Source organism: Pseudomonas citri (genome assembly GCF_025336485.1).
GTDB classification, from domain to species: Bacteria; Pseudomonadota; Gammaproteobacteria; order Pseudomonadales; family Pseudomonadaceae; genus Aquipseudomonas; species Aquipseudomonas citri.
In genome coordinates, this window is the sequence record NZ_JAODAB010000023.1 from 57,505 (window position 1) to 71,054 (window position 13,550).

Annotated in this window: 12 protein-coding genes; 6 read left to right on the top strand and 6 right to left on the bottom strand. The window is 60.8% G+C overall.

All coding sequences use genetic code 11. From position 1 onward, the window contains the following. Positions 1-3: 3 nt before the first annotated feature. From cyoB to hmpA, 4 genes are all read right to left on the bottom strand, one after another. Positions 4-2,034: a cytochrome o ubiquinol oxidase subunit I gene (gene cyoB, locus N4Q37_RS21525; protein WP_260961624.1), complete on the bottom strand. Its 2,031-nt coding sequence runs from the start codon at positions 2,032-2,034 to the stop codon at positions 4-6. Positions 2,035-2,037: 3 nt separating this feature from the next. Then, positions 2,038-2,985: a ubiquinol oxidase subunit II gene (gene cyoA, locus N4Q37_RS21530; protein ID WP_260961625.1), complete on the bottom strand. Its 948-nt coding sequence runs from the start codon at positions 2,983-2,985 to the stop codon at positions 2,038-2,040. A 780-nt stretch (positions 2,986-3,765) separates the two neighbouring features. Next, on the bottom strand, positions 3,766-4,272 hold the full coding sequence (locus tag N4Q37_RS21535) for a disulfide bond formation protein B (protein ID WP_260961626.1): 507 nt from the start codon (positions 4,270-4,272) through the stop codon (positions 3,766-3,768). A 240-nt stretch (positions 4,273-4,512) separates the two neighbouring features. Beyond that, the gene (hmpA, locus tag N4Q37_RS21540; RefSeq protein ID WP_260961627.1) at positions 4,513-5,694 is read right to left on the bottom strand and encodes an NO-inducible flavohemoprotein; all 1,182 of its coding nucleotides are present in this window, start codon (positions 5,692-5,694) and stop codon (positions 4,513-4,515) included. 150 nt (positions 5,695-5,844) lie between these two features. On the opposite strand from hmpA, the gene norR reads away from it, so the two are divergent. From norR to N4Q37_RS21560, 4 genes are all read left to right on the top strand, one after another. Beyond that, a complete protein-coding gene (gene norR, locus N4Q37_RS21545; protein WP_260961628.1) occupies positions 5,845-7,401 on the top strand; it encodes a nitric oxide reductase transcriptional regulator NorR in 1,557 nt (518 codons plus the stop codon). Between the two features lie 112 nt (positions 7,402-7,513). Next, positions 7,514-8,416, top strand: a complete 903-nt coding sequence (locus tag N4Q37_RS21550) for a chemotaxis protein CheV (RefSeq protein WP_260961629.1) — start codon at positions 7,514-7,516, stop codon at positions 8,414-8,416. Between the two features lie 94 nt (positions 8,417-8,510). Next, on the top strand, positions 8,511-9,257 hold the full coding sequence (locus tag N4Q37_RS21555) for a YkgJ family cysteine cluster protein (RefSeq protein ID WP_260961630.1): 747 nt from the start codon (positions 8,511-8,513) through the stop codon (positions 9,255-9,257). 100 nt (positions 9,258-9,357) lie between these two features. Continuing rightward, positions 9,358-10,329, top strand: coding sequence for a 2-hydroxyacid dehydrogenase (locus N4Q37_RS21560; RefSeq protein WP_260961631.1), 972 nt, complete (start codon positions 9,358-9,360; stop codon positions 10,327-10,329). Positions 10,330-10,390: 61 nt separating this feature from the next. Here N4Q37_RS21560 and N4Q37_RS21565 read toward each other — a convergent pair whose 3' ends face one another. After that, positions 10,391-11,293 (bottom strand): DMT family transporter, encoded by a 903-nt coding sequence (locus tag N4Q37_RS21565; protein WP_260961632.1) that lies wholly within the window; start codon positions 11,291-11,293, stop codon positions 10,391-10,393. Between the two features lie 141 nt (positions 11,294-11,434). On the opposite strand from N4Q37_RS21565, the gene N4Q37_RS21570 reads away from it, so the two are divergent. Beyond that, entirely contained in the window at positions 11,435-12,310 is an 876-nt protein-coding gene (locus N4Q37_RS21570; RefSeq protein WP_260961633.1) for a helix-turn-helix domain-containing protein, read from the top strand. Positions 12,311-12,368: 58 nt separating this feature from the next. On the opposite strand, the gene N4Q37_RS21575 is transcribed toward N4Q37_RS21570, so the two are convergent. Next, positions 12,369-12,779: an HPF/RaiA family ribosome-associated protein gene (locus N4Q37_RS21575; protein WP_260961634.1), complete on the bottom strand. Its 411-nt coding sequence runs from the start codon at positions 12,777-12,779 to the stop codon at positions 12,369-12,371. Positions 12,780-13,230: 451 nt separating this feature from the next. On the opposite strand from N4Q37_RS21575, the gene N4Q37_RS21580 reads away from it, so the two are divergent. Continuing rightward, positions 13,231-13,548, top strand: a complete 318-nt coding sequence (locus N4Q37_RS21580) for a DUF3509 domain-containing protein (protein WP_260961635.1) — start codon at positions 13,231-13,233, stop codon at positions 13,546-13,548. Positions 13,549-13,550: the final 2 nt, after the last annotated feature.

Consider the following 13,550-nt stretch of genomic DNA (forward strand, 5'->3'; position numbering starts at 1 on the left):
GGTTTAAGCCTGTTCCAACGAGGTTTCAACACGGGTGGCGGTGGCAGGGACTTTCCCGGCCGCGACCAGACGTTTGTGCTGCTCGGCTTCGATGCGCTCGATCACATCCACCGGCACCATGTAGCCCTGATCGTCACGGGCGGCATGGATGGCGAAATACACCACGGTGCCAACCAGGCTGGCGATGGCCAGCCACCAGATGTGCCAGATCATCGCGAAACCGAACACCGTCAGCAGCGCACCCATGACCACACCGGTCGCGGTGTTGTTCGGCATGTGGATCGGCGCGTACTTGGCAGGAGTCTGGTACGCAGTACCGTTTTCCTTGGCTTCGGTGAACGGGTCGATCCCGTCCGCTTTTGGCAGCACGGCGAAGTTGTAGAACGGCGGTGGCGAAGAGGTCGACCATTCCAGGGTATGGGCATTCCACGGGTCACCGTGTTCGCACATGTTCTCTGGCTTGTTGCGGTCGCGCACGCTGACGTACAGCTGGATCAGTTGGCAGGCGATACCGACGGCGATCAACACCGCACCGAACATGGCCACGTACAGGTACGGTACCCACTCAGGGTTGGTGGTGGTGTTCAGACGACGGGTCATGCCCATGAAGCCCAGGACATAGAGCGGCATGAACGCAACGAAGAAGCCGGTGATCCAGAACCAGAACGCGCCCTTGCCCCAGCCTTCGTGCAGCTTGAAGCCGAACGCTTTCGGGAAGTAGAAGGCGAAGCCGGCGATGTAGCCGAACACGGCGCCGCCGATGATCACGTTATGGAAGTGCGCAATCACGAACAGGCTGTTGTGCAGCACGAAGTCCGCACCCGGGATGGCCAGCAGTACGCCGGTCATGCCGCCGATGGCGAAGGTCACCATGAAGCCCAGGGTCCACATTACGTGACTGGTGAAACGCAGGCGACCTTGGTAAATGGTGAACAACCAGTTGAACAGCTTCACCCCGGTCGGGATCGAAATCAGCATCGTCGCCAGGCCGAAGAAGGCGTTGACGCTGGCGCCCGAACCCATGGTGAAGAAGTGGTGCAGCCAAACCATGAAGCCCAGTACCGAGATCGCGCCCGAAGCGTAGATCATCGAGTGATGGCCGAACAGTTTCTTGCCGGAGAAGGTCGAGATGACTTCGGAGAAAATACCGAACGCCGGCAGGATCAGGATGTACACCTCGGGGTGACCCCAAGCCCAGAACAGGTTCACGTACATCATCGGATTTCCACCCAGTTCATTGGTGAAAACGTGGAAATCCAGGTAGCGGTCAAGCGTCAGCAGCGCCAGGGTGGCGGTCAGGATCGGGAACGAAGCGACGATCAGGACGTTGGCCCAGGTGCAGGTCCAGGTGAAGATCGGCATGTCCATCAGCTTCATGCCAGGGGTACGCATCTTCAGCACGGTGGCCAGGAAGTTGACCCCCGTCAGCGTCGTGCCCAACCCGGAGAGCTGTAGCGCCCAGATGTAGTAATCCACACCCACGCCCGGACTGTATTGCAGGCCCGACAGCGGCGGATAGGCGACCCAACCGGTCTTGGCGAATTCACCAACGCCCAGGGAGACGTTGATCAACACCACGCCGGACACCAGCAGCCAGAAACTCAGGGAGTTCAGGAACGGGAAGGCCACGTCGCGAGCGCCGATTTGCAGCGGCACGGCGAGGTTCATCAGGCCGGTGAAGAATGGCATCGCCATGAAGATGATCATGATCACACCGTGGGCGGTGAAGATCTGGTCATAGTGTTCAGGCGGCAGGTAGCCAGGCGAACCCTCGGTGGCCATGGCCAGCTGGGTACGCATCATGATGGCGTCGGCAAAGCCACGCAGCAGCATGACCATGGCGACGACGATGTACATCACGCCGATTTTCTTGTGGTCGACCGAGGTCAGCCACTCAGTCCACAGGTAGGTCCACTTCTTGAAGTAGGTGATCCCCGCGAACAGCGCCAGGCCACCGAGTGCGATGATGGCGAGGGTCACCATGACAATCGGCTCGTGGAACGGGATCGCTTCCCAACTTAATTTACCAAACATCGTTTACTCCTCTGCCCCGGCAGCTGAATGCGAGCTCATGTCCATCCCTTCCATGTTGTGAGCCACTTCCTTCTCGTTCTTCTCGTGGTGCATCGGCTTGCCTGGGTTCATCCCTTCATACTTGTCGATGATGGTCTGGAACAGGTTCGGCGTAACCGACGAGTAGAGTTCGACTGGGTTGTTCTGACTCGGCTTGGAAAGGGCTTCGTATTCAGCTTTTTCAAGCTGTTTAGGTGCCTTCTTCACATCGTTGACCCAGGCGTCGAAATCTTCCTGGGTCGTGGCGATTGCTTTGAACTTCATGCCGGTGAAACCTGCGCCGCTGTAGTTGGCGGAGATCCCTTCGAGTTCGGCGTTCTGGTTGGCGATCAGGTGCAGTTTGGTCTGCATGCCCGCCATCGCGTAGATCTGGCCGCCCAGGCCCGGAATGAAGAACGAGTTCATCACGGTGTCGGAAGTGACCTTGAAGTTGACCGGTGTGTGGGCCGGGAACACGATTTTGTTAACCGTGGCGATGCCCTGTTCCGGGTAGATGAACAGCCACTTCCAGTCCATCGAGACCACCTCGATGGTGATCGGCTTGACGTCGGAATCCAGCGGACGATACGGGTCCAGGGCGTGGGTCGACTTGTAGGTGACATAACCCAGGGCAATGATGATCAGTACCGGGATGGTCCACACGGTCACTTCGATCTTGGTCGAATGGGACCATTTCGGCTTGTAGGTGGCCTGGGTGTTGGAAGCGCGGTACTTCCAGGCGAACAGGAAGGTCATGACGATGACCGGCACAACGACCAGCAACATCAGCAGCGTGGCGGTGATGATCAGGTTTCGTTCATCCAGGCCGACCTGGCCCTTGGGATCGAGCAGGGTCATGTTGCAGCCTCCCAGCAACAACGTGCCGAGCAGCGGCAACAAGCCTAGTAATCGGGGGTACCTGTTTTTACTCATCTCACGACCTCTAAAGCAGCTTGCGCAATGCAGTTGGGTTTTGATCGCCAACACTTCACCCTGCCAAGGGTTGGCTATTTTCTGGATTTGAATAAGGGCTGCCCGTCGAGCGTCAGGTCAGACGCTGTTCGACTCATCCTGGGCCAGCAGTGAATTCTTATTCGTCGGTCAAAGGCCTGGTTCAAGCCCAATTCCATTTGGTGCGGGTAAGTTGGAGGTACCGACGCCAGGGTCACATGGGGCGCTGCCGCCCTTCGACCACGCTCGAGCTCAAGCCAGAGCCGGGTCGGGAAATCGGTGCGGGCGATTGTAGTGAGCTAGGTCGCGGTAGACCATGTCTTATCTCGAAATAATTTTTATCCGTCCCGGCAATAATCTGTGGCTGATATTGCAACGAACCCGCATGTTATCGAAATTAATTCTCAACAAGAACCCCAAAAAACATAAGCCTACTCGGCCCGATTCAGACAGCCCTGGACGGCTCAGGCCCGCCGCATCCGCTGGAAAGCCCCTGTTTACGGGGCCTTGATCGATGCCGCTTCGCTGTTAAAAATGCCTGTTGAATCCAGGCCCGGTTTGGTCCGACCGAGGAATTCTTTGTTACAGCAGAAGGTGTTTATTTACGCTGCAAAACGCGGTAGGACTGAAAATGTGTGACAACATGTCGCACACTGTCGCCCCTTATTCTTGCCTCGGATCAAGGACGTCATCCCACGAGGCTGAAACACAAAACGCCCCGGTTCTGCGAGAGAGAAAACCGGGGCGTTTCGTTGGAGTGTTTCAGCGCAGGGTTTTACGGTTGCGCACCACCAGCAGTGGCACCAGCACGGCAGTCAGCACGAAGGCCACCAAGGCCCATTGCGCCAGGGACAAGCCCAGGATCGGTGGATACGGGGTGGAGCAGAAGCCGTCGACCTGGAACCCCAACGGGAAGATTTTCGCCAGCGGCAGGTCGTCGACAATCGGTTGCAACACATCCACCCCGCAGCTGACCTGGGGGAAGAACTGGGTGTACACGTGATGCCCCGCCACCCCAACCCCGGCCAAGGCGCAGAGCACCACAATGCCTTCGAAAATCGTCAGGCTGCGGCGGGTGCGCATGGCGGCACCGACGAAGGCAAAGATCGCGATCAGCAACAGGGCGTAGCGTTGCAGGATGCACAGCGGGCACGGTGCCTCGCCCAGGACCACCTGCATGTACAGCGCACCACCGATCAGCGCCAGGCAGATCAGCCCCAGCAACACCAGATAGCGCCGCTCACGGCCCAGCGTCATTTGCTCACTCATTGCGTTTCCCTTTTTTGCATGGATCGGTGTCTGCATGGATCGACGCACAGCCAGGCGACAAAAAGGCGCGCAGTCGGATAGCCGAAGTCTACACGTTGACCATGGCAGGGAACGAGCAACGACGTCGACATCGAAAGGGAATAGACAGGAAGAGGGTTAAGTACGGATTAATTCCGGGGCAGTTGGATAGGCCGCCTCCATCGCGATGGAGACGGCCTTTTTTCGAGGCAGACCGCGATCTTACTCCAGCGCTGCCGCCGGCCCGAAGAACTCGTAGCGGCTTTGCTGCTCGGGCACGCCCAACGCCTTGAGGTGGCGCTTGATGGCGCCCATGAAGCCTTTCGGCCCGAGGAAATAGGCATCCAGGTCACGCTGCTCCGGCAACCATTGCCCCAATTGCTCCTCGCTCAGGAACCCGATGTTGTCAGCCGCCGGGCTCAGGCCATCGTCCTCGTCGTAGCAATAGAAGCGCTTGAGTTGCGGATGGCGCGCGGCCAAGTCATCGATCCAGTCACGGAAGGCATGGACACGGCCATTACGCGCGCAGTGAATGAAATGCACCGGCCGTTCGGTCTGCAATGCTGCCTGCAGCATAGGCAGGGTCGGGGTGATGCCAACACCGCCACTGATCAGCACCAACGGCTTGTCGCTGGCGGTCAGGTAGAAATCCCCGGACGGCGGGAACAACTGGATGCGGCTGCCGACTTCGAAATGATGATGCAAGAAGTTGGACACCCGCCCACCCGCTTCGCGCTTGACGCTGATCCGGTACTGACCATTGTCCGCCAGGGCCGAGAGCGAATAGTTACGACGTACTTCTTCACCATCGAGCATCAACTTCATGCCGATGTACTGGCCTGGCTCGGCCTGCAGGATCGGGCCCTTGTCTGCCGGTTCGAAATAAAACGAAGTGATCTCCGCGCTTTCACGCACCTTGGCCGTCAGGATGAACTCCCGCTCCCCACGCCAGCCGCCCAGGGCGGCCGCTTTCTGGTCGTACATGCCGGCTTCGGCGCCGATCAGGATATCGGCCAACTGGTTATAGGCCGCGCCCCAGGCTGCAATCACTTCCGGCGTGGCGATCTCTTCGCCCAGCACTTCGGCAATCGCCCGCAGCAGGCACGCCCCCACGATCGGGTAATGTTCCGGCAGGATCTGCAAGGCAACGTGTTTGTTGACGATCTTCGCCACCAGGTCGCCCAATTGGTCGAGTTGATCAATGTGTCGTGCGTACATCAATACGCCGTTGGCCAGCGCACGAGGCTGATCGCCACTGGCTTGGTGCGCCTGGTTGAACAGTGGACGAACTTGCGGGTATTCGGACAGCATCATGCGATAGAAATGAGTGATCAGCGCTTCCCCACCGCTTTCAAGCAACGGAACGGTGGAGCGAATGATGGCGCGTTCTTCTCGACTGAGCATTAGGGTGACTCCTGGCGTGTGACTGATAAGTGCGCAGGTCTTATCAGTTTCCATGCCATAAATTTTTACCTTTAATATCAATAGGTTAAAAACAAAGTAGTCATATCGACACCACCGGCTTTATAGTCGTAACGACTATATGGAGTCATTATGACCGCAACCGCCTTGCTGACCTCCCTGCTGCCGCTGGTGGCTGACCTGTCCCGTGAATTGCCCGAGGGCGAACGTTATCGTCGCCTGCTCGGCGCCCTGCGCGCCCTGCTGCCCTGCGATGCGGCGGCACTGCTGCGCCTGGAGGCCGACTGCCTGGTGCCGCTGGCCGTGGATGGCTTAAGCACCGATACCCTGGGCCGACGATTTCGCATCAGCGAACATCCGCGCTTCGAAGTGCTGTTGGCCAACCCGCAGCCCACCCGTTTCGCCGCCGACAGCGGCCTGCCCGACCCGTACGACGGGCTGGTCGAAGGTCTCGATGAGCACCTGGAAGTCCACGACTGCATGGGCTGCCCGCTGTTTGTAGACGAGCGCCCCTGGGGCCTGCTGACCCTCGACTCGCTGGACCCGGAACGCTTCGAACCGCTCGACCTGAGCGCGCTGCAAGCATTCGCCAGCCTCGCCGCCGCGACGGTCAGCGCCGCCGAACGGATCGAACGCCTGGCCCTGAAGGCCGAAGACGAGCATCGTCGCGCCGAGGTCTATCGCCAGGCGAGCGGCCAGCAGCCGCGTGACATGGTCGGCCAGAGCAAGGCCCACAAGCATTTGGTGGAAGAGATCAAACTGGTGGGCGGCAGCGACCTGACGGTACTGATCACCGGCGAAACCGGGGTGGGCAAGGAGCTGGTCGCCCAGGCCATCCATGCCGCGTCGAAACGCGCCGAACAACCGCTCATCAGCCTCAACTGCGCCGCCCTGCCGGACACCTTGGTGGAGAGTGAGCTCTTCGGTCACGTCCGTGGCGCGTTCACCGGAGCCACCAGTGACCGGCGCGGCAAATTCGAACTGGCCGATGGCGGCACCTTGTTCCTCGATGAGGTGGGTGAACTGTCCCTCACCGTCCAGGCCAAGTTGCTGCGGGTGCTGCAAAGCGGCCAGTTGCAACGCTTGGGCTCGGACAAGGAGCATCGGGTCGACGTGCGCCTGATCGCAGCCACCAATCGCGACCTCGCCGAAGAAGTGCGCAACGGTCGTTACCGGGCCGACTTCTATCATCGCCTGAGTGTGTATCCGTTGAAGGTTCCGGCCTTGCGCGACCGCGGGCGCGACGTGCTGCTGCTCAGCGGTTTTTTCCTGGAACAGAACCGCTCGCGCATGGGCCTGGGCAGCCTGCGCCTGACCAGCGACGCCCAGGCTGCGCTGCTGGCCTATGATTGGCCGGGCAACGTGCGAGAGCTCGAACACCTGATCGGCCGTAGCGCCTTGAAGGCCTTGGGCAATAGCCCCGTGCGACCGAAAATCCTCAGCCTCAGCGCCCGGGACCTGGACTTGCCCCAGGCCCCTGGGAATAACCCCACTCCTCCGACCCTTGGCCCGGCCCCGACCACACCGGGCGTAACGGGCGACTTGCGTGAAGCGGTGGATGAATTCCAGCGCCAGGCGATCGGTGCTTGCCTGGAGCGTCACCAGCACAACTGGGCCAGCGCCGCCCGGGAACTGGGCCTGGACCGCGCGAACCTGGGGCGGATGGCAAAACGGTTGGGGCTCAAGTAATGACTGAGAGGCTTTTACCCTAAAGCCTGCCCCCAACAAGTCGATAACCCGGTATCACAAGCTGTTCTGGCGACCGTCGCGTCCGCCTCACCTTTTTCCACAGAAGGTTTTTATGTCTTCCAACAAAGCCCGCGCAGATTCACTTTCGCTTCTGCTATTTACCTTGCGCAGCGGCAAGCTGATGGCAATCAACCTGCTCAAGGTCAGTGAAATCATCCCCTGCCCGCCGCTGACCAAGCTGCCGGAGTCGCATCCGCACGTCAAAGGCATCGCCACCCTGCGCGGGACATCGCTGTCGGTGATCGACCTGAGTCGGGCGATTGGCGAACGGCCGCTGGAAGACCCGGACGGCGGCTGCCTGATCGTCACCGACGTCAGCCGCTCCAAACAGGGCCTGCACGTGCAGGCGGTGAGCAAAATCGTGCATTGCCTGACCACCGACATCAAGCCGCCACCCTACGGCTCCGGCGGTTCGCGCGCGTTCATCACTGGCGTGACCTCGGTGGACGGCACGCTGGTGCAGGTGCTGGACATCGAGAAAGTCATCCATGGCATTGCCCCGGCGCAAATCGAAACCGCGCCGACCGAACTGAGCATGGAAGACGCCGAGGTGCTGGGCAACGCCCGGATCCTGGTGGTCGACGACAGCCAGGTGGCGTTGCAACAGTCGGTACACACCCTGCGCAACCTCGGCTTGCAGTGCCACACCGCCCGCAGTGCCAAGGAAGCCATCGAATGCCTGTTGGACCTGCAAGGCACCGCCGAGCAGATCAACCTGATCGTCTCCGACATCGAAATGTCGGAGATGGACGGCTATGCCCTGACGCGGACCCTGCGCGAAACACCGGACTTCGCCCACCTCTATGTGTTGCTGCACACCTCGCTGGACAGCGCCATGAACAGTGAAAAGGCCCGGCTGGCTGGTGCCAACGGGGTGCTCACCAAGTTTTCCTCGCCGGAACTGACCAAATGCCTGATCACCGCCGCCAAGGCCGTGGCCGAGCAAGGCCACTGACCCCGGCCCGATGACTGGCGCATAACTTGCTACGCACGGCGGATGGCGGCGCTTTCCTGTCGCCGTTTTCCAGCCTTCTGCGACCGGTCACTCGATGAATACAACGTTCTCCTGCGTAGGGTGCGGCAAATGCTGCACCGATCACCACGTCCCCCTGACCCTCGACGAAGCCCGGATGTGGTCGGATGACGGTGGTCAGGTGATCGTCCTGGTGGAGGCCTTCCTGCCCAACGGCCTCGGCCTGCCGACGGCGCAGCGCGAACACGCGGAACGTCGCTCGACGGTGGTCCACAGCGGCACCACCGAAGCCTTCGTGGCGATCACCTTCGCAGCCTATAACGCCGGACGTTGCCGGAATCTTGACGAAGACAACCTGTGCCGCATCTACGAGCGTCGTCCCTTGGTGTGCCGGATTTATCCCATGGAGATCAACCCGCACATCCCGTTGGACATCACCCGCAAGGATTGCCCGCCTGAATCGTGGGAAACCGGGCCGCAACTGATCCTCGGCGGTGAACTGGTCGACCGCGAACTGGCCCGGTTGATCGAGCGCTCGCGCCAGGCCGACCGTGAGGACATCGCGCTCAAGGAGCGCATCTGCGCCTTGCTGGGCATCCGCACCACGGCGTTGAAGGGAGACGGGTTCACCGCCTACCTGCCAGACATGGCCGCGTTCGCCGCCGCCCTCGAGCAGGCGCCTCGGCAGCCGGGACAGCAGACCGGTGAGTGGCAGTTCCACGTCTCTTGCGATGAAGTGGCCAACCAGGTGCAGGCCAGCGGCGCGCGGGTCGTGACTGAAGCGCCTGCCCACTACGCCTTTATTTCCCTGCGGGCGGCGTAGACATCCAGAAACGGCTTCGTCCTGTCGCACGCCCCTCTCGCCTAACCCGCGCCGAGAATGTTAGCGTGCTTGGTATCCACTCCCAGACGAGCCCTGCACGATGAAAAAAACCGTACTTGCCTTCAGCCGTATCACGCCCCAAATGGTCGAGCGCCTGCAACAGGACTTCGACGTCATCGTGCCCAACCCGTCGAATGGTGACATCAACGCCCAATTCAGCGAAGCCTTGCCCCATGCCCACGGCCTGATCGGTGTCGGGCGCAAGCTCGGGCGCGAGCAGCTCAAGGATGCGGCCAACCTGCAAGTGGTCTCCAGCGTGTCAGTGGGCTACGACAACTATGACCTGGCCTATTTCAACGAGCGCGGGATCATGCTCACCAACACCCCTGACGTCCTCACCGAAAGCACCGCCGACCTGGCCTTTGCCCTGCTGATGAGCAGCGCCCGCCGCGTCGCCGAACTGGATGCCTGGACCAAGGCCGGGCAATGGCAGGCCACGGTCGGCCCGCAATTGTTCGGCAGCGATGTGCATGGCAAGACCCTGGGTATCGTCGGCCTGGGCAACATCGGTGCAGCCATTGCCCGGCGCGGCCGGTTGGGATTCAACATGCCCATCCTCTACAGCGGCAACAGCCGCAAGCCCGAATTGGAAAACCAGTTGGGCGCGCAATTTCGCGAACTGGACCAGTTGCTGGCCGAAGCGGATTTCGTTTGCCTGGTAGTGCCATTGAGCGAGAAAACCCGCCACCTGATCGGCCAACGCGAATTGGCCCTGATGAAATCGAGCGCGATCCTGATCAACATTTCCCGTGGCCCGGTGGTGGATGAACCGGCCCTGATCGAAGCCTTGCAGAACAACCGCATCCGCGCTGCCGGGCTGGACGTCTACGAGAAAGAGCCGCTGACCGAATCACCGCTGTTCCAGCTGAAAAACGCCGTCACCCTGCCCCACATCGGCTCGGCGACCCACGAAACGCGCGAAGCCATGGCCAATCTGGCTGTGGATAACCTGCGAAGTGCCTTGATGGGTGAACGCCCGCAGAACCTGGTCAACCCGCAGGTCTGGAAATAGGAATACACCGTGGCGAGGGCGCTTGCTCCCTCGCCACGGGACTATCACCGGACGTTGTGGCTCAGCGGGCGCCCAAGGCGACTTTCACCGCCGCCGGCCGGGGTTTGCGAAAGACCAGCACGTTACCCAGCATCACCAACACCAGCCCGACCAGCGCCGGTGCCGTCCACTGATAGCCCTCGGCATACGCCGAGACATTCAACGCCACCACCGGAAACAGCACCGTGCAATACGCCGCCCGTTCCGGCCCCATGCGTCCCACCAGCGTCAGGTAAGCGGTAAAGCCAATCACCGAGCCTGGAATCACCAGGTATGCCAGCGAGCCGATGTAACGCGTGTTCCATTCCATGTCGAAGGGGATGCCGTTGAACAGGCACCACAGCGCCAGCATCGCCGCACCGTAGGCCATGCCCCAGGCATTGGTGGTCAATGGCTTGAGCCCGGCCTTCTGTTGCAGGCTCGAGAGCATGTTGCCCGCCGAGAAACACAAAGTCCCCAACAGCGCCAACGCCAACCCGAGCAAGGTTTGCGGGCTCGCGCTGTGACCGGCCAGTTCCGGCCAGAACAGCAGCCCCAACCCCAGCAACCCCGAGGCGCCTCCCAGCAGCACGTTGCGGGCAATCCGCTGGCCGAAGAACAACCGGGCATTGAGGGCGTTCCAGAGTGTGGCGGTGGAAAACACCACGGCGATCAAGCCACTGGGAATCCATTGGCTGGCCGTCAGGAAACACATGAAGTTGACGCAAAACAGGCACAGGCCCTGGGCCACGCAAATCAAATGACCACGGCGATTCATCACCTGCAAGCGCCGGCTGAGCAAGAGCAGCGCAAACAGGATCAGGGCCGCGAGAGCGAAGCGATAGACAATCGACACCGGGATGGCGACCACCCCCAGTTGCAGTTTCAACGCAATCCAGGTGGTGCCCCAGATGAGCACGGTAAGCAAGTACAGCGAGAGGTTCATGACGGCGACTCCTGACAATGAGCATCAGTGTCACGCCACCCAGCCCCTTCGCGCTTGCGTAAACTTGCGGTTTTGTCGACGCGCTGGCTGGCATGGGCCGGTCGACAGAGTAGGATGCAAGGCGTCGATAGAGAAACGATCATGCCCACACTGCAAACCCTGCAAGTCTTCCAAGCCTTGAACAGTTCGCCCAACGCCCGCCTGGAACACAGTGCCGAGCTCGGCGACGGCATGGCGGCCGCTTTGTGGAGCAACCATCACGACGCCCGGGACTACGAGGCGCCGACCCATCACACGTTGTCCTGCTACATCGCCGGCGGCACCGGTACGTTTCGTCGCGAACGACCCGACGCCACCGGCGCGCCCGACAAACTCTGCGTGCTGCCGGCAGGGCATGAATCGGCCTGGGTCATCAACGGCGACATTCGCCTCGCGCACCTGTACTTCAGCCCCGAACAATTCGCCCTCGGTTGCGTCACGCTGCTGGATCGCGAACCCCGGCAAGTGCAATTGTGCGAGGCCACCTTTCTCGATGATCCACAACAGGCGCGGCGCTTCCGGCAATTGATCGCACTGAACTGGGACGAGCCCGGCGAACGCCTGCTGACCACCAGCCTGGCCCACGAGTTGCTCGATCATTTGCTCCTCAGCCAGGTTGGCCTGCGCCAGGGGCTTCGCCTCAAGGGCGGGCTGGCCCCACACCAGCGGCGGATGCTGGTGGATTACATCGACACCCACCTGGACGACGCCATCAGCCTTGGGCAGCTCGCAGCGCTGTGCACCTTGTCCGAATACCACTTTGCCCGGATGTTTCGCGAAAGCTTCGGCCTGCCGCCGCATCAATACGTACTGGCAAGACGCCTTGCCCGCGCGCAGCAGTTATTGCGCAACACCTCCCAGGCACTGGGCGAGGTGGCGCTGGCCTGTGGATTTGCCAGTGCCAGCCACTTTACCAACCGTTTTCGCCAGGCCCTGGGGGCAACGCCCGGGGAGTATCGGCAGGCGTTCTTGCGATAAACAAAACGGGCCTGCGATGGCAGGCCCGTTTTCAGTGGGAATTGAAATGAACGCGGTTTCAGCCGTGGAGCGCAGCCCGTTCGTTCTCCAGGAATTCCTCTTCCAGCATGGCATCGGCCAGGGCGACGGACTCGGACGGCGTCGCGGTAGCTGAGCGCTTGCCGCGCAGCTTACCGAACAAGTGTTCCAGTGCGTTCTCGAGCTTGGTGGCGGCGCCTTCGATCGCCAGTTCCAACGACTCGGCCTTGTGCGCGACGGAGATTGGCTGATGGCCCTTCGGCCGTGCTTCAAGCTGGCAACGCAGGTCATGGGGACCCGGCTTGTCGCCGTTTTCATCGCGTAGATGAACTTCGACCCGTGTCAGGTCTTCTTCGTAACGTTCGAGCGTGCTCTCGATGGTAGTACGTACCCACTCCTCCAGTCGGATGCTGCTTTGAATATGGTTATCGCTGTTGACTTGGATTTGCATAGTTCATCCCTTATTTCGGCTAGCTCGCCAGGGGCCTGTCGACGTTAGCGCAACGGCCCCTTGAGTACAGAGTCGGGCTGGCGGAGGAACAATTCAAGCCCCCTGAAAAGATAAATATTCCTTTGCAAATAATGCCGGACAACGAGCAAAAGCCCTGTTAATGTCGGGAATTGCCTCGCCCCTCCTTCGCCGCTCCGTTGCACCGCCTGCGAACACTTCCTGCCCCGAAAAGGGCTGCCCAGACACCCGCATTGCCATGTCCCCCACGCCCCTCGACCGGGTTCATTGTCCGAGGTTTTTTCCGGCATGGCCCTTGCTACTTCCCCACGGGCTGCCAGCCCTGGAACCCTACGATGAACTCGATCATGGAATGGCCGATGGTCCGGAGTTGCGAACTAATCACGACCACGGTCGGTCAACAACTGCACGTTCAATCAGGCGGTGACGCATCATGGACAACCCTTTTCAGGTCATTACCGACGCTTTTGCGCCGCAGTACCAGATCAATCTGAGCATCCAGGGCCTGGATGGCCGCATCATGCTGACCCTGTCCAAGGCCGGGCGCATTGTCGCCAGGCGCATGATCAGCGCCCAGCAGCGCAACGACCCGGAGCGGCTCAAACGCCTGGTGCAAAGCATTCAGTTCGGCATCGCTATCGAACAGGGCCACAGCGCCGTGGCCATTCTTGAAGCCATGACCGACGGCGGCAACATCAAGCTGCCACCTCCCCAAGTCCAAGGCTGCGCCTCCAGCACTGCCGGGCTTTAGAC

What these genes read in the sequence shown, in the direction of transcription:
- cyoB (WP_260961624.1), bottom strand. Translation starts at nt 2,034, where the DNA reads ATGTTTGGTAAATTAAGTTGGGAAGCGATCCCGTTCCACGAGCCGATT.
- cyoA (WP_260961625.1), bottom strand. Translation starts at nt 2,985, where the DNA reads ATGAGTAAAAACAGGTACCCCCGATTACTAGGCTTGTTGCCGCTGCTC.
- N4Q37_RS21535 (WP_260961626.1), bottom strand. Translation starts at nt 4,272, where the DNA reads ATGAGTGAGCAAATGACGCTGGGCCGTGAGCGGCGCTATCTGGTGTTG.
- hmpA (WP_260961627.1), bottom strand. Translation starts at nt 5,694, where the DNA reads ATGCTCAGTCGAGAAGAACGCGCCATCATTCGCTCCACCGTTCCGTTG.
- norR (WP_260961628.1), top strand. Translation starts at nt 5,845, where the DNA reads ATGACCGCAACCGCCTTGCTGACCTCCCTGCTGCCGCTGGTGGCTGAC.
- N4Q37_RS21550 (WP_260961629.1), top strand. Translation starts at nt 7,514, where the DNA reads ATGTCTTCCAACAAAGCCCGCGCAGATTCACTTTCGCTTCTGCTATTT.
- N4Q37_RS21555 (WP_260961630.1), top strand. Translation starts at nt 8,511, where the DNA reads ATGAATACAACGTTCTCCTGCGTAGGGTGCGGCAAATGCTGCACCGAT.
- N4Q37_RS21560 (WP_260961631.1), top strand. Translation starts at nt 9,358, where the DNA reads ATGAAAAAAACCGTACTTGCCTTCAGCCGTATCACGCCCCAAATGGTC.
- N4Q37_RS21565 (WP_260961632.1), bottom strand. Translation starts at nt 11,293, where the DNA reads ATGAACCTCTCGCTGTACTTGCTTACCGTGCTCATCTGGGGCACCACC.
- N4Q37_RS21570 (WP_260961633.1), top strand. Translation starts at nt 11,435, where the DNA reads ATGCCCACACTGCAAACCCTGCAAGTCTTCCAAGCCTTGAACAGTTCG.
- N4Q37_RS21575 (WP_260961634.1), bottom strand. Translation starts at nt 12,779, where the DNA reads ATGCAAATCCAAGTCAACAGCGATAACCATATTCAAAGCAGCATCCGA.
- N4Q37_RS21580 (WP_260961635.1), top strand. Translation starts at nt 13,231, where the DNA reads ATGGACAACCCTTTTCAGGTCATTACCGACGCTTTTGCGCCGCAGTAC.